This is a genomic window from Xenorhabdus indica (assembly GCF_014467235.1).
GTDB lineage: Bacteria > Pseudomonadota > Gammaproteobacteria > Enterobacterales > Enterobacteriaceae > Xenorhabdus > Xenorhabdus indica.
In genome coordinates this window covers 206,338-227,409 of sequence record NZ_NKHP01000004.1, presented here as the reverse complement: position 1 = coordinate 227,409, position 21,072 = coordinate 206,338, and the positions used below count along the sequence as shown (strand labels likewise).

General features: G+C 38.1%; 18 protein-coding genes and 2 tRNA genes. 16 read left to right on the top strand and 4 right to left on the bottom strand.

Translation table 11 applies throughout. From position 1 onward, the window contains the following. The first annotated feature begins 101 nt into the window (after nucleotides 1-101). The 8 genes from Xind_RS05345 to Xind_RS05315 are packed head-to-tail and all read left to right on the top strand — an operon-like array spanning nucleotide 102 to nucleotide 3,467. Entirely contained in the window at nucleotides 102-599 is a 498-nt protein-coding gene (locus Xind_RS05345) for a hypothetical protein (RefSeq protein ID WP_187649616.1), read from the top strand. After that, nucleotides 589-903: a hypothetical protein gene (locus Xind_RS05340; protein WP_187649615.1), complete on the top strand. Its 315-nt coding sequence runs from the start codon at nucleotides 589-591 to the stop codon at nucleotides 901-903. The genes Xind_RS05345 and Xind_RS05340 overlap by 11 nt, the downstream gene beginning before the upstream one ends. Nucleotides 904-912: 9 nt before the next feature. Then, entirely contained in the window at nucleotides 913-1,449 is a 537-nt protein-coding gene (locus Xind_RS05335) for a phage N-6-adenine-methyltransferase (RefSeq protein ID WP_187649614.1), read from the top strand. After that, nucleotides 1,446-1,625, top strand: coding sequence for a hypothetical protein (locus Xind_RS05330; protein WP_187649613.1), 180 nt, complete (start codon nucleotides 1,446-1,448; stop codon nucleotides 1,623-1,625). Before Xind_RS05335 ends, Xind_RS05330 begins: the two co-directional genes overlap by 4 nt. After that, a complete protein-coding gene (locus Xind_RS05325; RefSeq protein WP_187649612.1) occupies nucleotides 1,618-1,836 on the top strand; it encodes a hypothetical protein in 219 nt (72 codons plus the stop codon). The genes Xind_RS05330 and Xind_RS05325 overlap by 8 nt, the downstream gene beginning before the upstream one ends. Beyond that, on the top strand, nucleotides 1,833-2,066 hold the full coding sequence (locus Xind_RS05320) for a DUF4060 family protein (RefSeq protein WP_187649611.1): 234 nt from the start codon (nucleotides 1,833-1,835) through the stop codon (nucleotides 2,064-2,066). Before Xind_RS05325 ends, Xind_RS05320 begins: the two co-directional genes overlap by 4 nt. Before the next feature lies 1 nt (nucleotide 2,067). Next, nucleotides 2,068-2,427, top strand: coding sequence for a helix-turn-helix domain-containing protein (locus Xind_RS23120; protein ID WP_338114336.1), 360 nt, complete (start codon nucleotides 2,068-2,070; stop codon nucleotides 2,425-2,427). Next, complete coding sequence (locus Xind_RS05315; RefSeq protein ID WP_338114335.1) at nucleotides 2,310-3,467, top strand: tyrosine-type recombinase/integrase; 1,158 nt, start codon at nucleotides 2,310-2,312, stop codon at nucleotides 3,465-3,467. The genes Xind_RS23120 and Xind_RS05315 overlap by 118 nt, the downstream gene beginning before the upstream one ends. A gap of 15 nt (nucleotides 3,468-3,482) precedes the next feature. Here Xind_RS05315 and Xind_RS05310 read toward each other — a convergent pair. Both Xind_RS05310 and Xind_RS05305 read right to left on the bottom strand, forming a co-directional pair. Continuing rightward, nucleotides 3,483-3,558 (bottom strand) — tRNA-Thr (locus tag Xind_RS05310). Nucleotides 3,559-3,564: 6 nt separating this feature from the next. Continuing rightward, nucleotides 3,565-3,652 (bottom strand) — tRNA-Ser (locus Xind_RS05305). Nucleotides 3,653-3,864: 212 nt separating this feature from the next. On the opposite strand from Xind_RS05305, the gene rcsD reads away from it, so the two are divergent. After that, nucleotides 3,865-6,564, top strand: a complete 2,700-nt coding sequence (gene rcsD, locus Xind_RS05300; RefSeq protein ID WP_187649609.1) for a phosphotransferase RcsD — start codon at nucleotides 3,865-3,867, stop codon at nucleotides 6,562-6,564. 8 nt (nucleotides 6,565-6,572) lie between these two features. After that, nucleotides 6,573-7,223 carry a response regulator transcription factor RcsB gene (gene rcsB / locus Xind_RS05295; protein ID WP_047679728.1) on the top strand — a complete coding sequence of 217 codons (651 nt, stop codon included), beginning with the start codon at nucleotides 6,573-6,575 and terminating at the stop codon, nucleotides 7,221-7,223. A gap of 89 nt (nucleotides 7,224-7,312) precedes the next feature. On the opposite strand, the gene rcsC is transcribed toward rcsB, so the two are convergent. Both rcsC and gyrA read right to left on the bottom strand, forming a co-directional pair. Next, nucleotides 7,313-10,201, bottom strand: coding sequence for a two-component system sensor histidine kinase RcsC (rcsC, locus tag Xind_RS05290; RefSeq protein ID WP_072032490.1), 2,889 nt, complete (start codon nucleotides 10,199-10,201; stop codon nucleotides 7,313-7,315). Between the two features lie 240 nt (nucleotides 10,202-10,441). Beyond that, nucleotides 10,442-13,081 (bottom strand): DNA topoisomerase (ATP-hydrolyzing) subunit A, encoded by a 2,640-nt coding sequence (gyrA, locus tag Xind_RS05285; protein WP_187649608.1) that lies wholly within the window; start codon nucleotides 13,079-13,081, stop codon nucleotides 10,442-10,444. Between the two features lie 179 nt (nucleotides 13,082-13,260). Between gyrA and ubiG the strand changes: the two genes are divergently transcribed. The 6 genes from ubiG (at nucleotide 13,261) to Xind_RS05255 (ending at nucleotide 20,561) form a co-directional block, all read left to right on the top strand. Continuing rightward, a complete protein-coding gene (ubiG, locus tag Xind_RS05280) occupies nucleotides 13,261-13,995 on the top strand; it encodes a bifunctional 2-polyprenyl-6-hydroxyphenol methylase/3-demethylubiquinol 3-O-methyltransferase UbiG (RefSeq protein ID WP_047679725.1) in 735 nt (244 codons plus the stop codon). Between the two features lie 359 nt (nucleotides 13,996-14,354). Next, nucleotides 14,355-16,646: a class 1a ribonucleoside-diphosphate reductase subunit alpha gene (gene nrdA / locus Xind_RS05275; protein WP_187649607.1), complete on the top strand. Its 2,292-nt coding sequence runs from the start codon at nucleotides 14,355-14,357 to the stop codon at nucleotides 16,644-16,646. A gap of 12 nt (nucleotides 16,647-16,658) precedes the next feature. Then, a complete protein-coding gene (nrdB, locus tag Xind_RS05270) occupies nucleotides 16,659-17,789 on the top strand; it encodes a class Ia ribonucleoside-diphosphate reductase subunit beta (RefSeq protein WP_047679721.1) in 1,131 nt (376 codons plus the stop codon). Nucleotide 17,790: 1 nt separating this feature from the next. Beyond that, nucleotides 17,791-18,057: a class I ribonucleotide reductase maintenance protein YfaE gene (gene yfaE, locus Xind_RS05265; protein ID WP_047679719.1), complete on the top strand. Its 267-nt coding sequence runs from the start codon at nucleotides 17,791-17,793 to the stop codon at nucleotides 18,055-18,057. A gap of 472 nt (nucleotides 18,058-18,529) precedes the next feature. Further along, the gene (locus Xind_RS05260) at nucleotides 18,530-19,303 is read left to right on the top strand and encodes an N-acetylmuramoyl-L-alanine amidase (RefSeq protein ID WP_047679717.1); all 774 of its coding nucleotides are present in this window, start codon (nucleotides 18,530-18,532) and stop codon (nucleotides 19,301-19,303) included. 805 nt (nucleotides 19,304-20,108) lie between these two features. Continuing rightward, nucleotides 20,109-20,561: a hypothetical protein gene (locus tag Xind_RS05255; RefSeq protein ID WP_047679715.1), complete on the top strand. Its 453-nt coding sequence runs from the start codon at nucleotides 20,109-20,111 to the stop codon at nucleotides 20,559-20,561. Nucleotides 20,562-21,072: the final 511 nt, after the last annotated feature.

The window sequence follows — 21,072 nt, the reverse complement described above, 5'->3', positions numbered from 1 at the left end:
TGGTTAGCATGGCAGTTAGGTATCAGTTTCAACAAGTGTCACTTTGGCTGGTTTGATACTGATATGTGTAAGAAAGCAGAGAGTATATGCAGGAGGTTTAGGTGGTAGCCAACTCAGATATTATTTATGACGACGACGATGAATATATAACCAGTGACCGTTATTTTAGATATGAAGATTGTGACGGTAAGGTCACAAGGTTCAAAGTGTATTCAGTGAAGTATGCAGGCAGACCAATGGTACATAAAGATGCATTTTATGAGCTGTATACCAAACGGGGGAACGTCAGATTTATAACATGCTTATGTGGCTCAAATGATTGGAATGAAAACGGCAGATTTATAAATGAATATGAATGTAACGGATGTGGTCAATTTATTGAAGTTACAAAAGATGACATTATGCAGGAGGTTGGGGTGAGAAATGACAAAATAGTATGCGCTAAACGTCAATGTAAGCATGTTCATTATGAAAACGATCGAGTTCCAGTTTCACACCCTGAGTTTCCAGATTTCGCATTTATCAAGACTTGTCCAAAATGCGGGGCTGATAAATTTTCTATAATAGAAAAATCGAGAGAGAATAATAATGAACAATGATGTGATTGAGTTGGCGCGGGAAATAAAAAAACGTAGTGAGGCAGTGTTAAGCGCAGAACAGGAAGAAAATGGAGAATACCCTAAATATTTTTTCCACCTCAGCCCCATGGTGACTCCACAAAATTTAATAAAACTCTGCGCTGAAATAGAAAAACTGCACAATAAACTCGCTGAATATGAAAATATGGAACCTATGGCTTATTACAATTTAGTGGATGGAAAAATATGTAAGAGCACAGATGATTTTGATAAGGGAAAAACAATGTTTGCAGTTTGTCTCTATCCCCATCCAAATAAACAATGAGAATAAATAATGTCAGACTTCGGAGGAAGTAATACTCCTAAAGAACTGCGTGACCTCTGGCAAACTCCACTTCCGTTATTTAAAGCACTCAACCTCGAATTTAAATTTACTCTTGATGCGGCTGCTTCTGCTCAAAATACCCTGTGCGTTCATTATCTCACAGAACGAGATAATGCACTGGAGTGTGATTGGGAAAGTAACGGCGCTATCTGGTGCAATCCCCCTTATTCCAATATTAAGCCGTGGGTAGAAAAAGCCGCTATCGAGTGCCAGAAGCAATTACAGCCAGTCGTGATGTTAGTTCCGTCTGATATCTCTGTGGGCTGGTTTAAACTGGCATTAGAAACAGTGGATGAGGTCAGATTAATAACGGGTGGAAGAATTTCATTTATTAACGCAGAAACACAAAAGCCAGTGAATGGAAATAACAAAGGTTCATTATTGTTAATCTGGAGACCATTCACTAAACCACGCGGAACAATAACAACTGTTGGCCGGGATTATTTACTTAATGTCGGTCACGAACTATTGAGGACAATAGCATGAACACTCCAAAAATAAAAATCGAAATGACCAGAACCGCAGCGGAAGAATTTACAATTCCACTCTACACCGTCCCAAGTGAAATGCTGGCAGATTTTGTGACAGATAAGATAGTACCAGGCTTGCAGCAAATGGGATTCCCAGAATCGGATATCGAAGTACTCATCACCAATGACTAACGAATTCGAGAATGCAAGGAGGAAGGTGGCGAGGGATTGCCTCAAAGAACTGAAAAAACTCAAACGCCGCACTGATCAGCAAACCAACGAAACACTCACCAAATACCTTTCTCGATTTGAAATCGTAATGTCCAACTATCAAAAGAGTAAGTTCCTGCCAGTGATGTGGCTGAGATATTACGTCGATATGATTGATAAGGAGATGAAATGAAATTCATCATTCGCAGTGCTGTTACGCCATTAGAAAGGCAAGCAGCTAAGGCTGCGTTATCAGAGCATAAAAATAAATATGGAAATTACGGATTATATAAAAAAATAGAAACGTACGTTGTTTTAGTAGGCGGGAGTAAGTACCCAATAGAGATTCTTAATGGCAATAAGTCGTATGTAGCAACGGTTGTAAACAAAAAGAGAAGGCTATGTCAGATAAAGGAGGTGTGACGTGGATTTAAATGATGAGGTTTTCGATACCAAACATGCTGCTGATTTTTTGAAAAAATCGGTAAGACAGGTAAGAAAGCTTATACATGATAAAAGACTAAAAGCAGCTAAAACTGGCAAGAAAGGAGGAGGTGAGTATGAAATTTTAAAGTCCTCCTGTCTTGAATACGTGATAAATAATCATCACAATGCAGATATGAGTGATGATTGTTCAGTTAAATCAAAGGAGGGATTTGAATGTCAATCATACAACGCAATGGCCTATGGCACTGTGATTTCGTTTCCCCAAGCGGAAAGCGAATTAGGCGCTCTCTTGGAACAGAGGACAAGAAGCAAGCGCAGGAACTGCACGACCAGCTAAAAGCTGAAATGTGGAGAGTAGAAAAATTAGGTGATTACCCGAAAGTAACGTTTGATGAAGCTTGCCTGAGGTGGTTGCAAGAGAAGGAACATAAAAAATCATTGGATGATGATAAAAGTAAGATAGAGTTTTTTTTGTCTTATTTTTCCGGCTGGCAGTTATCAAATATCACTGAGATTGAGATCCTGGCTGCAACAGCCAAGATGACCAATAGAAAATACAAGGAGGTTTGGGATAAAAAATCTGCATCAGCAAAACGTAACGGGGTATCAATAGAGCCGTATAAAAGCAAGCCTGTGTCTCAAGCAACAAAGGCGAGGTATCTTTCTTTTTTACGCTCTTTATTCCGTGCAGCGGTCAACGAATGGAAGTGGTTAGGAAGGGCGCCTAATATCAAAGTTCGTCAAAAAAAGGAAATCAGGGTGAGATGGCTTACGCAAGAGGAAGCCGCGAGACTAATAAAATGTATGCCTGATATCATGAAACCTGTTGTCATTTTTGCATTAGCCACAGGGCTTAGGCGTTCAAACATTTTAAATCTGGAATGGTCACAAATTGATTTACAAAGAAAAGTTGCGTGGATACACCCAGAGGACACTAAAGGCGGTAAAGCGATAGGTGTTGCCCTAAATGATACCGCATGCAAGGTGCTACGGGATCAAATAGGGAAACACAATCGCTGGGTTTTTGTTCACACTAAAGCATGGCATAGATCTGATGGAACTCCTACAGCTGAGGTCAGAAAAATGCGGATTGATGACAATACAGCATGGAAAACAGGGTTGCGTCGAGCGGGTATTGAAAATTTCCGATTCCATGACCTGCGTCACACATGGGCAAGCTGGCTTGTTCAGGCTGGAGTGCCTTTGAGTGCATTGCAGGAAATGGGGGGTTGGGAGTCAATTGAGATGGTGAGAAGGTATGCGCATTTAGCCCCTAATCATTTGACAGAGCACGCTAAAAAGATCGATGCCCTGATAATCAGTCATGACACAAATATGACACAAGCGACTATCAGGGCATTCGGGTCAACGTCATAACACGTTGATTTTATATGGTGCCGGCTACCGGAGTCGAACTGGTGACCTACTGATTACAAGTCAGTTGCTCTACCAACTGAGCTAAGCCGGCGAAATTTGGCGGAAGGATAGAGATTCGAACTCTAGGATGGTTTCCCATCGGCGGTTTTCAAGACCGCTGCCTTCGACCGCTCGGCCATCCTTCCATGGCGCGAGATTATGCCTATATCTCTGGAATGTGTCTAGCCCTTAAAAAGAAAAAATTATGATTTTTTTACTGCTTGCTCAATCTTCGAACGCTAATGGCCTTTTTATCCTCTAACCTGCTAGTATTATCACAGTTCAATAAATTAGTTAACTTCGAGTTGATTCAAAATTAACCACAAATATATCCACATTAAAGGCAGCCATCCAAAGAATGTATAAACAAGCATCTATTAAGCCATCTGTCGTTCCCCGTTTTTACGCGCTGTTTATTATTTTGCTTTTTACTTCTCTATTTTTATTCGGGTATAACTATTTTGATAGTTGGCTGACGGAGAAAAAATATGCTATCAGTAGTGTAACGGCCAAGATGCGATTGCAGATCGAAGATTATCGTTATCATGCTGGTCGTATCTTCGAACAGTCTAATATTCAGCCATCCTCCTTACAGGAGGTTGCATCACCGTTAGAGTTGCGTCCCAATGTTTATTGGCTGGAAAGTCATAACAAAAATATCGATGCAATTGTTTTTGGTCGTTACAACGATTCTAGTGTTCAACTGGCTCAGAGGTTATCTAACTATCTTGAAATTCTCTGGGGATCACGTAATGAATATGAATCCATGTATTATCTCAATGGAAAGGATAACAACTTACTATTGGTAACTACACATCCTATTTTAAAACCGGAAATCAGGTTTAAAGAAAGTTATCTGACTCTAACTTCTGACATTAAACGTTCTGAAATGTTGGCACAATCAATAACATTGGATGAAAAGGAAAGTATTTCCCCCATTCACGTATTACGTGGTGAGAATGTTTATTACTATACTTATAAAGCTGTGTTCAATTCACCAGGGCAATTAACTACAGTTATTGCCTTTGATTTACCTATTAATAATCTTTTGTCGGTTGATATGTTACCAGCAAATTTTCGGTTGTATTCGAATAACGAATATGAGGTTGAGAAGACAGATAAAGTTGATGTTTCGTTAATCGGTTTTTGGCTGGAGTTTTCTCAACCACTTAATATTATGCAGTATAAATTGGTATATCAGGTTCCTCTAAAAGCACTTATTGTGGATTTCTTGATCAGAAATATTTGGTTATTACTCTCGATATTGGTTTTCTTACTATTTTCATTCAGTGGATTACTTTATATTCGTCGTCGATATATCACTCCTAATGCATCAATGGATCAAGAGCTAAAAATAAAAGATTCTCTGGGGAATGATATTATTTCTAATATTCCTATTGGATTATTGGTTTACGATTTTATATCAAATCGGTTGATCAGTAGTAATAAGATTGCAGAGAAACTGATGCCTTATCTTGATTTGGGCAAAGTTAAAATCATGGCAGAACAACATAATGGTGTCATTCAGACATCCATTGAAGATGCGGTTTACGAAGTAAAAATGTATAGCAGTAATTTATTGCCAGAGACTTATTTATTCTTATTGCAGGATAGAGATCAAGAAGTTATGGTGAGTAAGCGGTTACAACTTGCTCAACGAGAATATGATAAAAATGTATACGCCAGACGTTCAATGTTGCAGAATATTAATTCTGAAATAAAAAAGCCGATTCAGGAGTTGAATGATATAGCTATCCGATTGAAAAATATATCACAAGATGAAAATAAGTATAGTTTGCTGGATAAGTTACTGCTTAAATCAGAATTCATCACAGAGTGGATTGAAAATATTTCTTTGCTCAGTGAATTAGAATCTGGTGATTGGCAGCCAGCTAATGAAGTATTTTCTTTATCTTCACAATTGGAGAATATATTGAAATTATCGCTACCAACACTAAATTCTAAAGGATTGAGGATTTATTATTATTTTAATATTTCTCATGAGTCAGTATTTTCTGGCGATGGAATAGCATTAAATAAAATAGTTTTATTATTATTAAATTATGCTATCACAACAACCAGTTATGGTAAAATATCCCTTAGTGTCAATAGTTCTGGTAAATACGATAATCATATACAGATTGAGTTAATTGATAGTGGTTCAGGTCTAAGTAATAAAGAACTTGCCAGCTTAAATTATCCCTTCTTGAATAAATTGGCAGAAGATAAATATTATACAAATTCTGGGTTGGTTTTTTATTTATGTAATCAATTGTGCCAAAAAATGGGGGGGAGTTTTGAAATTAAAAGTAAGCAGGGATTGGGGACACATTATATCGTTAGTTTACCTCTTCCTCAATACGGTGAACATGTTGAACCCCCTCAGCTATTGGACGGTATTATAGCACTAATCGATATCAGTAACCCCGAAATTAAAAAAATAATCCATAATTATCTTGATAATTATGGAGCAATATATTTTGACAAGAGTACAGAGAGTGTTAAGGAAGAATACGATATCATTCTTACTGACAGACAGTACAAAGTAGAAAAGCCAACTATATTATTAGTAGGTAATTTGATAGGGTTTAAGAAGATGAGACCTAGTTTGGTTCAGTGTAATTACAATTTTGCTGGTGCTGTTATCAATGCGATATCGTTACTGATTGAAGAAGATTTCAGTTTAGTTGAATCCGAAGAAGTTTACGGGAGTCCGCAACAAGCATGGGATCTTGTTGATAATGTCGATAGTAATATTTGTAATACCCTCAAAAGTTATCAAACACAGTTAGTAGGCAGTAATTATAGGAAATTATTTGTAGAGACAGTACCGATGGATATTACTAAACTGTATACTGATATGGAACAATATGACTTGATATCACTTTCGCAAACGGTACACCGCCTTAAGGGTGCGTTTGCTATGTTAGACTTTAAATTGCTCAAATCATCATGTGAGGCGTTGGAACAACACATAGCAGACAATAATGAAGTAGAAATCAAAAGTAGCATCAGCCGTATTGATTCCTTTGTCACAAAGCTGTTGCAGCCAAGGTAACCAATAATATGAATAACCTTAATGTCATTATTGCTGATGACCATCCCATTGTTTTATTTGGCATCCGCAAGTCACTTGAACAAATTGAGTGGATTAATGTTGTCGGTGAGTTTGAAAATTCGACTACACTGATTAATAGTTTGCCACATATAGAAGCAGATGTTCTCATAACGGATTTGTCAATGCCCGGCGACAAATATGGTGATGGCATCACCCTGATAAAATATATTAAACGCCATTATCCGACACTGGCTATCATCGTTCTTACGATGAATAATAATCCGGCTATTTTAAGTGCAGTACTTGAACTTGATATTGAGGGGATTGTGTTAAAACAGGGAGCACCAACAGATTTACCTAAGGCACTTACTGCACTGCAAAAAGGGAAGAAATTTACTCCTGAAAGTGTTTCTAAATTGTTGGAGAAAGTTAATGCTAACGGTTATGGAGATAAACGTTTATCTCCGAAAGAGAGTGAAGTACTGCGTTTATTTGCTGAAGGCCTTCTCGTTACAGATATTGCTAAGAAGCTTAATCGCAGTATAAAAACCATTAGTAGTCAGAAAAAATCAGCGATGATCAAACTGGGAGTTGATAACGATATTGCATTACTTAATTATTTATCTTCAGTCACTATTGATAATGATATGATTAAATAACCAATAGTTATCTTTTCTGAGTGTAAGATCGGTGATTAAGATTACCGATCTTATATTATAAAATAAGCACTATCATCTAATCCAATTGGTTATGCTTTTAGAGGCTTTTTTCCTTGTTGATGAACTACTGTCTGGTATCTTTCAGGTAAATATTCTATTAATGTATCCTTCAGTTTTGTTAGTGATACAGGTTTCAATAGACAATAATCCATACCGACATCCACACAACGTTGTCTTTCTTCTGCCATTGCATTAGCTGTGACACCAATAATTGGTTTATTATACCCTTTATTTCTTAAATATTTTGTGAATTCATATCCATCCATATTTGGCATATTAACATCTGTCAGAATAATATCGGTTGTATTATTTTCCAGATGTTCAATCGCATCTATACCATCGTTGGCCATTTCTGTCTTGAATCCTAGAGAATTTAATTGTTCGACCAATAAATGACGATTGATGGGATGATCATCAACAACTAAAACTTTAATTGAATTTAATCTATCATCTGTTTTGATAGAGTTTTCCGAAACGGGGGATTGGAGTGTATGACTATTATTGGATAACAAATCATCAATGAAATAAACAAAATCACTGATTTGGTAAGTGTTATGTAACCAGTAATTACTTTGAGTCTTTTCTGGTGAGCCAATATGGTTCTCTGATATTTCAATAAAATAACGAACGGCAATATCCAATTCAATAGGTTGATCACTGATTAATAATTCAGTACCGTCGATTTGACTTTCATTAAACGCAGTAATTTGAAAATGTGCTCTTGTCAAAAGATTATACAGATATTCTTCTAAATAATCATTTCGAACAGCCAATATAATTTTCTGTTGAATATGGTTTGGAGAAAATGTGTTAGCATGATATTTTTCCTTATCGTATTTTGCATTATATAGAGGAAGCCGGATAGAAAAAATGCTACCAACGTATTGTTGTGATACAAATTCAATATCACCATCCATCAGATTAATTAGTTTTTCACAAATCGCTAAACCTAGCCCTGTTCCTTGTGATGCATTCTCTTTATTGGCACTGGTCTGAAAAAATGGTTCGAACAATTGCTCTTGTAATTTATGTTCGATTCCTAATCCTGTATCTTTAATACTAATATACAAGTAGCCATATCTTACTGTAACGGATATGACAATACAGCCAATTTCTGTAAATTTAATGGCATTATTAAGTAGATTAGAAATAATTTGTTGCAATCTTACCGGATCGTTATTCATATAGTCAGGAACATCTGGGTTGATGTAACAGTAGAATCCCAGATTTTTTTTCGTTATAAGAGGAAGATAGTTTGAGATTACATGTGATATGACCTCTTTACAGCTAAATTCTTTAACATCAATTTTAAGTTGGTTAGATTCTATTTTAGAAAAATCGAGAATATCGCTAATGATTTTCAACAATAGTGATGAAGAGTTATTCATTGTTGATAATAACCGTGCAGCTTCTGATGCTAATGGATAAGATTGTAATAATTCCAGATTTCCAATGATGCCATATAGTGGTGTTCTCAATTCATGGCTAACGGTTGCCAGAAACATTGATTTCGCTTGGTTGGCTTGCTCTGCGGCTGAAGCCATCTCTTGTAATGATTTCTCCATCTTAGCCCGGGTACTGATATCAACCAGAACACAGATTGCCACTTCCTCATTGCGATAACGCGAATGTACGAAGCTAATTTGTAGATGATTATTATTACTAGTAACAATATCAATATAGCTGCTGGTTTTATCACAAATGATATCAATGATACGTTTTTGATCTTCGAGCGTCAGCATTCGAGTATAGTTATGCGCAAGTTCATTACTCAGTATATTAGCACCATCACTGATCCGTAAAATGCTAATGCCAACAGGAGCAGAGGCAACGATTTTATGATTGAACTGTTCGTGTTCTTCAAGGCGAAGAGCATTATTTTCAGCAGGGGAAAACATTTTACGTTCGAACAGCCAAATGAAAGAAAAGATCAGAATTGCAGAGATAGTATTTAAAATAAGGCTGTTAATGATTTTTAACTTGAAATCATCAAAAATATTTTTTAGAGGTAAGGAATATATAACACTGAATGATGATGGAGCCAAACGCCTCTTTAACACTAAGTGACTATAATCTTCATCATAGCCAAAGTAAGGGATCTGTATATTGTAATCTACGGGATAAGATTTATTATCCTTTTTTAAAGGATAATGTAATACAGGCTTATTATGCTGATTAAGTAATGTTATTGTTGCATCTGTATTAGGTCTTTGTAAAAAGGTTTCCAGCTTGAGCGTTTGTTCGACACCTATCATTGCGACCATTTTTCCATTGCTATAAATAGGGGAAAGAATATAAAAGCTACCGTTGTCTGGGGTTGTACCCACCGCAAGCCAATAGATATTCTGTTCTTTTCCCTGTTGTTGCAGGAATACTAACTGGCGGTAATTTTCATAAACCATCTTTTTTAGCGTATCAGGTTCTGTTATTGCACCACGAATTGGAAAATTCACCATGCACATACTTTGGACGTCTATCAAAAAAATTTGATTTACTCCCTGTGGCATCACAACATTATCTTTCCAGAAAAAAAACAGATCATTTAACGCATGTAAATAATTATAAGGTTCATTACGTAGTAGTTCACAATTTGAGTTCATATTCAGAGGCGTATACAAAAATTGTGAGTTATTATATGGTGGGTTAATAGTCAGAATTTTTTTATTCTCTTCTGATAAATATTTCTCTGCCATATATTGAAGGTCGTGTAAGGTATTAGTAGTTTCCCGCACATAAGAGAACATTATATCGTAATCAGAATTATATTCTTGACGGATGTCTGATTTAGCTTTATTAAAAAGATTTGCCAGATAAAAACTGGTTAATAAGGCACCTAATGCCCATAACATAACACCAAGCACCCGAAAAAGGTAGCGGGATATCTTTAGTGATGTTCGGAATGAAGATAGATATCTCAAGAGGTCGCCTGATAAAAAACGTGATTAATAATAACTGTTAACAGCATATACTAGTGTAGCAGGGAATACAAAGCAGCATTTTGTATCCGGCATTCTTTGAAAAAAATGGTACAAAAAAGCAGGCATTAAAATGCCTGCTTTTTTAATACTTTTGTGGGTCTTTCAGATTTGCAGCTTTATTGGCTGCAATCCGAAATTCATTGAGTATAATTTTATGGATGAATCAGGAAAAGGCGAATATTATTCCTGACCTTCTGATCCATTACTTCCTTCATCGACGGAAGAGGCTGCTGTATTGCCATCCTCTTCATCATCAGGTTCAGCAACACGTTGCAAACCAACGACTTTTTCATCATCTGCCGTGCGGATCAAAGTGACCCCTTGAGTATTACGTCCGACAGTACTGACTTCAGAAACACGAGTACGAACCAGTGTTCCCGCATCAGTAATCATCATGATCTGGTCAGTTGGTTCAACCTGAATTGCCCCAATCACGTTACCGTTACGTTCACTGACTTTGATAGAGATAACGCCTTGAGTTGCACGAGACTTCGTTGGGTACTCTTTTTGGGTAGTACGTTTTCCATAACCATTTTCAGTGACTGTCAGGATTTGACCTTCTCCACGAGGAATGATCAAGGAAACAACTTTATCTCCTTCCGCCAGTTTGATACCACGGACTCCGGTTGCAGTACGCCCCATGGCGCGAACGCCTTTCACCCGAACCGTACCATCTTCCAGTGTCTCTTCCTCTTCTTCAAGGAAGCGGACAACTTTACCCTGTGCAGAGAATAGCATAACTTCGTTGCTGCCATCAGTGAGGTCAACGCCGATCAGCTCATCTCCCTCATTCAGATTAACTGCAATGATACCGGCACTACGCGGACGACTGAACTCACTGAGTTTAGTCTTCTTGACAACTCCACTTGCTGTCGCCATGAATATGTTCAATCCTTCTTCATATTCACGGACAGGCAGAATGGCCGTAATACGTTCGTCTTGTTCTAATGGCAGCAGGTTAACTATAGGTCGGCCACGGGCACTACGGCTGGCTTCTGGCAGTTGATAAACTTTCAGCCAATACATCTTGCCTTTATTAGAGAAGCAAAGAATAGTATCGTGGGTATTGGCGACCAACAGACGTTCAATGAAATCCTCTTCTTTGATACGCGCTGCTGATTTACCTTTACCGCCACGGCGTTGTGCTTCGTAATCAGACAATGGCTGGTATTTCACGTAACCCTGATGGGATAGTGTTACCACAACATCTTCCTGATTGATCAGGTCTTCAATATTGATATCTGCAGAATTCTCGGTCAATTCAGTACGACGTTTATCTTTGTACTGTTCTTTGATCGCAAGTAACTCTTCCCGAATGACTTCCAGCAAACGTTCCGGGCTTTCCAGAATGAACAACAGTTCAGCAATGACTTTCAACAGTTCACGATATTCGTCGAGCAGTTTTTCATGCTCCAGACCTGTTAATTTCTGTAAACGCAGATCCAAAATGGCCTGTGCCTGCTGTTCGGTCAGGTAATACTTACCGTCATGAATACCAAATTCTGGCTCCAGCCATTCAGGACGTGCAGCATTATCGCCAGCCTGTGCCAGCATTGCTGCAACATTGCCTAATTCCCATGCTTGAGAAATGAGGCTTGCTTTTGCTTCAGCAGGCGTTGGAGCTTGGCGGATCAGTTCGATCACAGGATCGATATTTGCCAGTGCAATAGCCAGTGCCTCAAGGATATGAGCACGGTCACGAGCTTTGCGAAGTTCAAAAATTGTTCTGCGAGTGACAACTTCGCGGCGGTGGCTGACAAATGCAGAAAGAATATCTTTCAGGTTAAGTAGCTTAGGTTGTCCTTGATGTAGAGCAACCATATTGATACCGAATGAAACCTGCAATTGGGTGAGTGAATACAAGTTATTCAGGACAACCTCACCGACAGCATCGCGTTTTACTTCGATAACGATACGCATACCATCTTTATCGGATTCGTCGCGTAATGCACTGATCCCTTCAATACGCTTTTCCTTCACCAGTTCAGCGATTTTTTCGATCAGGCGTGCTTTATTTACTTGATAAGGGATTTCACTGACGATAATGGTTTCACGGCCATTTTTATCATCAGTCTCTATTTCGGCACGGGCACGGATATAAATTTTACCGCGACCGGTACGGTAGGCTTCCTGAATACCGCGACGCCCATTAATAATGGCCGCTGTTGGGAAATCAGGCCCTGGGATATATTCCATTAGGCCTTCAATACTGATGTTTTCATCATCAATATAGGCCAGACAGCCATCAATCACCTCAGATATATTATGAGGTGGGATGTTAGTCGCCATGCCGACCGCTATCCCTGATGAACCGTTCACAAGTAAGTTAGGAATACGGGTTGGCATTACATCGGGAATTTGCTCTGTACCATCGTAGTTAGGCACAAAATCAACAGTTTCTTTTTCTAAATCCGCCAGCAATTCATGGGCTACTTTTGCCATGCGTACTTCGGTATAACGCATCGCAGCCGCAGAATCGCCATCAACTGACCCGAAGTTCCCCTGGCCGTCAACCAGCATGTAACGCATGGAGAATGGCTGTGCCAGACGTACAATCGTGTCATAAACAGCGGTGTCGCCATGTGGATGGTATTTACCAATCACATCCCCAACAACGCGGGCAGATTTTTTATAGGGTTTATTCCAATCATTTCCCAATACATTCATCGCAAAAAGTACACGGCGATGTACTGGCTTCAGTCCATCTCGAACATCTGGCAGTGCACGTCCAACAATAACGGACATCGCATAATCCAGATATGAGCTTTTCAGCTCTTCTTCGATATTGACCGGGGTGATTTCTCTGGCAATGTCGCTCATGGAGCCACTGTCCCTCATACTCCGAATTCAAAGGCTTAGAATTATACCACAAATTGACAGTTTTATAAAAACCAGATGCGGGTATTTCAGGATTAAGATGTGTATAATGGTTTCTTATCACACATCCCCATAATACTGTTACATTTTCTGTGAACCAGCCCCTAGGAGCGATATTGCTGATGAACGCTAAAACCCCCGATTCACTCATTCAATCACACGCTAATGTGGATCAACAGGAAATCGAAAAATTTGAAGCTGTTGCTTCCCGATGGTGGGATCTTGATGGTGAATTTAAACCATTGCACCGCATTAATCCATTGCGTTTGAACTATATCCTGCAACGGGCTGAGGGTCTTTTCGATAAGAAAGTATTAGATGTTGGATGCGGTGGTGGGATCCTATCAGAAAGTATGGCTTATGAAGGAGCGGATGTGACCGGTCTGGATATGGGTTTTGAACCACTACAAGTTGCCCGGCTGCATGCATTGGAATCTGGTATATCAGTTAAATATGTGCAGGAAACGGTAGAAAGCCATGCTGAGCAACATCCACATTCCTATGATGTAGTAACCTGTATGGAAATGCTTGAACATGTACCAGATCCAGAATCTGTCGTTCGTGCGTGTGCCAAATTAGTTAAACCTGGTGGTCATGTCTTTTTTTCAACCATTAACCGCAATCGAAAAGCATGGTTAATTGCTGTCATCGGTGCAGAATATATTTTAAATATGGTGCCAAAAGGGACACACGATGCGAAAAAATTTATTCGCCCTTCAGAGTTAATTAGCTGGCTGGATAAAACCTCGCTGAAAGATCAACATATTATCGGTTTACATTACAATCCGTTAACAGATAAATTCCGGCTTGGACACAATGTGGATGTGAACTACATGCTTCATACCCGGTCAGCCTAACAGAATCAATTAAGGGATTAATAAAGCAACAAATAGATCTTATTTTTAAGATTTTATTTTTGGGTTTTTGCCGATAGGTTTGCGAAAGTAACATCAAGTAACTACGCAGGTTATCGGCTTTTCGGCAAAATTAATCCTCAAGTTATCCACAAAACTTCCTGATCTTGTACACTTGATAAAACGCGAAATTAACATTATCTTGTTATTACAGTTTTATTTACCCCCTATATATTGTGTTTCTGGACGTTTCACTGCTACTAGCTCCCAACGGATTTTCAGTCATCTTGAGGGCATCGTGCTATCAACGATCAGGAAAGGCAATTATAGGTGAAATACGAAAAGAGAAGGTGTATTTCCTCATGAACCAGAGTCTGCTAGTAACCAAGCGTGATGGACATAAAGAACAAATTGATCTTGATAAAATTCACCGGGTTGTCACCTGGGCTGCTGAAGGTCTGAAAAATGTCTCAGTGTCACAAGTAGAACTGCGTTCCCAGATTCAATTTTATGATGGCATTAAGACATCTGATATCCATGAAACCATGATCAAAGCCGCGGCAGACCTGATTTCAAGTGATGCTCCGGATTATCAGTATCTGGCCGCTCGTTTAGCCATCTTTAACCTGCGCAAAAAGGCTTACGGTCAGTTTGAGCCGCCTGCGTTATATGACCATGTTGTACGTATGGTTGAGTTAGGTAAATATGACAAACATTTGCTCGCAGACTATTCCAAAGAAGAATTCGAGCAAATGAACAGTTTTATTGACCATCTGCGTGATATGGATTTTTCCTATGCGGCGGTTAAACAGCTTGAAGGAAAATATCTGGTACAAAACCGTGTCACTGGCGAAATTTATGAAAGCGCTCAGTTCCTATACATTTTAGTTGCGGCATGCCTGTTTTCCACTTATCCGAAAGAAACGCGCCTGGGTTATATTCGCCGTTTCTATGATGCGGTTTCTACTTTTAAAATTTCGTTGCCAACGCCAATCATGGCAGGAGTCCGTACACCAACCCGTCAATTTAGTTCCTGTGTTCTGATTGAATGTGGCGATAGCCTTGATTCTATCAATGCAACATCCAGTGCGATTGTCAAATATGTTTCTCAACGTGCGGGCATTGGTGTGAATGCTGGTCGTATTCGCGCAATGGGTAGTCCAATCCGTGGTGGTGAAGCTTTCCATACTGGCTGTATTCCATTTTATAAGCATTTCCAGACAGCAGTGAAATCCTGTTCTCAAGGGGGGGTACGTGGTGGTGCTGCGACGTTGTTCTATCCACTATGGCATCTGGAAGTAGAAAGCTTGTTGGTACTGAAAAACAACCGTGGTGTTGAAGGTAACCGTGTTCGCCATATGGATTATGGTGTGCAGATCAACAAACTCATGTATGAGCGTTTGATCAAAGGGCAGGAAATTTCTCTGTTTAGTCCGTCTGATGTGCCTGGCTTGTATGACGCTTTCTTTGCTGATCAGGATGAATTTGAGCGTCTGTATACTCTGTATGAAAATGACAGTGATATTCGTAAACAGCGTGTTAAAGCAGTAGATCTGTTCTCTTTGATGATGCAGGAACGTGCTTCAACTGGACGTATTTATATCCAAAACGTTGACCATTGTAATACACATAGCCCGTTTGATCCGGCTATTGCACCTGTTCGTCAATCTAACCTATGTTTGGAAATTGCACTGCCAACCAAGCCGTTGAACGATATTAACGATGAAAATGGCGAAATTGCGTTGTGTACGTTGTCTGCTTTCAACCTTGGTGCTATTAAAAATCTGGATGAGTTGGAAGGATTGGCAGATTTGGCTGTCCGTGCACTGGATTCTCTGCTGGATTATCAGGACTATCCGCTTGTTGCTGCCAAGCAGGGTTCAATGGGTCGTCGTACACTAGGCATTGGCGTAATTAATTTTGCTTACTATCTGGCGAAAAACGGTGTTCGTTATTCTGACGGTAGTGCCAATAACTTGACTCACAAAACATTTGAAGCCATTCAGTACTATTTGCTGAAAGCTTCTAATACGCTGGCTAAAGAGCAGGGAGCATGTCCGTGGTTTGGTGAAACTACTTATTCGCAGGGCATCCTGCCGATTGATACGTATAAAAAATCACTGGATGCGTTAACCAGCGAACCGTTGCATATGAATTGGGAAGCACTACGTAGCGATATTCTGCAATATGGTCTGCGTAACTCAACTTTATCAGCACTGATGCCTTCAGAAACATCCTCGCAGATTTCCAATGCGACTAATGGTATTGAACCACCGCGAGGCTACGTCAGTGTTAAAGCATCAAAAGACGGTATCTTGCGTCAGGTTGTACCGGAATATGATCGCCTGAAAAGGTCTTACGAATTACTGTGGCAAATGCCTAGCGTTGATGGCTATCTGCAATTGGTGGGGATCATGCAGAAATTTATCGATCAATCAATTTCTGCTAATACTAACTATGATCCGGCGCGTTTCCCTAATGGCAAAGTTCCGATGAACCAATTGCTGAAAGATTTACTGCTCGCCTACAAATATGGTGTGAAGACACTGTATTACCACAACACCCGTGATGGTGCGGAAGATGTTCAGGATGATTTGGAAGAAGTTGTTGAATCTGTTGATTCCGATTGTGAAGGCGGCGCGTGTAAAATTTGATTTGAGGAAGCTATGTCCTATACCACTTTTTCACAAGTAAAAAATGATCAATTACAGGAGCCGATGTTTTTCGGCCAGTCTGTGAACGTAGCGCGTTATGATCAGCAAAAGTATCCTATTTTTGAAAAGCTGATCGAAAAACAGCTCTCGTTTTTCTGGCGTCCAGAAGAAGTTGATGTATCCCGTGACCGCATTGATTTCAATGGGTTGCCAGATCACGAAAAGCATATTTTTATCAGTAACCTGAAATACCAGACATTACTGGATTCTATTCAGGGGCGTAGCCCGAATGTAGCGTTTCTACCATTGATTTCGATTCCTGAATTAGAAACGTGGGTTGAAACATGGTCGTTTTCAGAGACAATCCATTCGCGCTCTTATACGCATATTATCCGTAATATTGTTAATGATCCTGCGGTTATATTTGACGATATTGTGGCAAATGAGCAGATCTTGAAGCGAGCGAAAGACATTTCGAAGTATTACGACGATCTGATTGAAATGACCAGCTACTATCATCAGTTAGGTGAAGGTATGCATAGCGTCGCTGGTCAAGAAATAACAGTTAGTCTGCGTGCGCTGAAAAAACAGCTTTATTTATGTTTGATGAGTGTTAACGCATTAGAAGCAATTCGTTTCTATGTCAGCTTTGCGTGTTCATTTGCTTTTGCTGAACGTGAATTGATGGAAGGAAATGCGAAGATAATTAAACTAATCGCCCGTGATGAAGCCTTGCATTTGACAGGTACTCAGCACATGTTGAACTTGCTGCGTTCTGGTCAAGATGATCCTGAAATGGCAGAAATTGCCCAAGAGTGTGAACAGCAATGTTATGACCTGTTTGTGCAGGCGGCAGAGCAGGAGAAAGAATGGGCGGATTATCTTTTCAAAGATGGCTCCATGATTGGTCTGAACAAAGATATTTTGTGCCAGTATGTTGAATATATTACCAATATTCGCATGCAGGCAGTGGGCTTGAAGTTGCCATTTGAAACACGTTCGAATCCAATTCCTTGGATAAATTCGTGGTTGGTTTCTGATAACGTTCAGGTGGCTCCACAGGAAGTTGAAGTCAGCTCTTACTTGGTCGGTCAGATTGATTCGGAAGTCAATACTGAGGATCTCAGCGGTTTCGAACTCTGATATGGCTGATTACAAAGTTACCCTGCCGTCCGGGCAGGGATTATCTCTCTATTATTCTTCCAGTTTGCACAGTAACTTGTTGGAAGCTTTAGAACAAGGCAACATTCAGACTGAGTATCAATGCCGTGAGGGGTATTGTGGTTCCTGCCGGGTAAGGTTAGTGAAAGGGAAGGTAGGGTATCCTTGTAAGCCGTTGGCATTTGTTAATGTTGGTGAAATTTTACCTTGCAGTTGCTACCCCCTTTCTGATATCGAAATTGAGCTGTAATTCATCGTTGGATGACAATTATTATCTAACCAGGATTATTAATCCTTTCTGCTTTGCAATATCAAGCCTGTTTTTAATTGTGAACATATCAGAATCATAAGTTGATATGTTCACTTATTTATTCTTTTATCTTTCTGATCTAATAAGAAAAAAATTGTGTGGTTACATACACAGAACATCAATTTTTTCATAATTTTAATTTAATTTGCTTCTTTATTGATTCTTCCTATCTGATCTGGTATCAAGTATATAATTATCTATATACCTTTGGGTTCATTCCTTTGCTGTTGTATTACCTCTTGAATCCCCTGTTGTATATATCAGAAAAGTGATTTTAGATATTTCAGTGAATATTGACTGAATATAAGTATGTTATAGATTTCAAATAACTATTTATAGAATTTCTGGAAAATAAAAGATAAATATAATTTAATCTATAGGATAAGCTAAGAAAAATGTAAGGAGCATAACCATGTATAAAATTGATTATAATTCGTACCGTTCAATTAAAAGTTTTAACCGACGTCCTCGATTTTTAGTGATACATTATACTGCCTTAAATTTCAAGAAATCTATTGAGGCATTAACAGGAGAATCAGTTAGTGTGCATTATTTAGTACCTAACCCAGATGATCAAACTTATAAGGAAGCTGGGTTCAAGGGAGTACGTATATTTAATTTGGTTGATGAAATTGAAAGAGCCTGGCATGCGGGAATCAGTAGCTGGTCAGGCCGAAACAATTTGAATGATACAGCAATTGGTATTGAAATTGTTAATGAAGCCAGTGATGATTGCGGCGTCATGACTTTCCCTCCGTATCATCCAGATCAGGTTAATGCAATTAAAGAGCTTGCAATTAATATACTGCAACGATATCCAGATATTACTCCAACTCACGTTATCGGGCATTCTGATATTGCTGTGGGTAGGAAAAGTGATCCAGGCCCTGCTTTTCCCTGGAAAGAATTGTATGAAGCTGGGGTTGGTGCATGGTATGACGAAGAGACTAAACAAAAATATATTGAAGAGTTTAAGCAATCTTTTCCTGAGAAAGATAAGATTTTAAAGAAATTCAGCCAGTATGGTTATGATATTTCTGGAGCAAATGAAAATAATGGATATCAAGGCTTGGTTAAAGCATTTCAAATGCACTTCCGTCAATCAAAGTATGATGGGAACCCAGATATAGAAACTATTGCAATTATATATGCTCTAGTTGAGAAATATTTCAATAAGGAATGGTAATACATATTATTATTCCAGGGGGATAAGACTATATCTAACTAGCTAAAATATAAATAATAACTATAATTAACACCCTGATAATTACCTCTTGTTAAACACATTCTTGATGAATTTTAAGATGCAGCTAATGGTAAAGGAATGGCTCTGAAGGAATATAGATAATTATATGACCGAGGAAGAGCGGTAAAGAATAGTGACACCAGTAAAGCGACAATCTGGAAGGTGGAGAGGATAAGTGTTTTGCAGTATATTATCAGGGGTTCTTTTTTGTTGACATTTATTAATTTAAATAGGTTATATTTTTTCTATGAAATTAAATGGTGACATTCAAGATGATAAATTTTTCATTTAGATTATAGAGTCTCGGTAAGTTTAATATTTTTATTAAAAAACGTGATGACTTGTAAAATAAGATTTATCTCAGGTGGAATTTTCTACTTGAATCACATATATTGCTGTATTTTATTGTGTAAAAGTAATGGTTGGAATATTTTAGAAGAGATAATCAATTGTATTATTGAAATTTTTGGTTGATTTTTTTATTTTAATGACTGATTTCAATAGACGGGAGATAATTTCACTATCTTTTTTCTTAGATAGTTTGTTTAAAGTAAAAATTATTTGTTTTAGTCTATTAAATTTTTCTGGTGATTTGGTTTCTACCTTGCTCTTTGATGAATGTTCATCTAGTCTAAATGTTTTCCTTTAGGTAACTTATATTTGATTAATAGTATAAGTTTTTTTATCTGTTTTTTTACTATTCATTGCAAAGGCTGTTTGGTTCAAAGATTGTCAGGAGCTTAAAATGGGGAGACTGTTGGCTGTCATTGTTGTGGTGATGGGGGTAATAGCGATGATATGTAATATTGCGGAAGCAAAATCACCTCATGATGGTGAGTACTTGTGTAAGGTAAATAAAGAATTAAATGATGCCACTGTCAAAAATGATGGGTTATACTTTTTTCCAACTAATCAGGATACTGTTAGAGTTTCCTATAAGAATGCAAGCTTTATTATTCATGAAATAAAACCAGAAATCTTTGTTAGCCCTACATTAATGCCTATAACCCAATTTGGAATATTAAATAAAAAAGAACTTTTAGAGATAGGTGAGAATACCTTAATATATGGTGGAAAAGGTCATGGATTAGGGTATTTTAGGCCAGGTAAAAATGAGTTTTTTATTTCAAAAATAAACATTCCTGGTATAAAGGGTGCTTATATTTTATCTTTAGAATATTGTGTCAAACAGTCATGAGAAATATTAAGAGGATTGTTTATACTGTAATGCTTCTTTAAAATATATTATCAAATCTATCAAGTTAATTATTTTTATTCTATATCAGTTGTACTGACTTGAGCAGGCTGAACAGTTATATTTCTTGAAGGAATATACTCATTTGTTGCTGTATGGTTCAGGATATTTAGGAATTACCAAATAACGAAAGCTCTGCGCAAGTTGGCTAATATCCGGACGAGGTTAAAATAAAAAAGCCAGTTATTGTGTTTGAACTGGCTTGCCTTCTCTGTGCTAACACAGCCTTTTACATAAAGCGTTTTGTTGACAGACGAATGACAACGCAATGTATATTGGAGAAGAAAGATTTTACAGATTTCATGATGATTTTCCTTGAGAATTATAAATTGTGATTTACTTCACGAAAATCTAGATTCTGTGAGGCATTTTATGCTCAAAATGAAAAGAGTCAAGGTATTTATTGAATTATTTTTTAAAATTTAAAAAAAATTTGAAAATTAACTTATTTTTT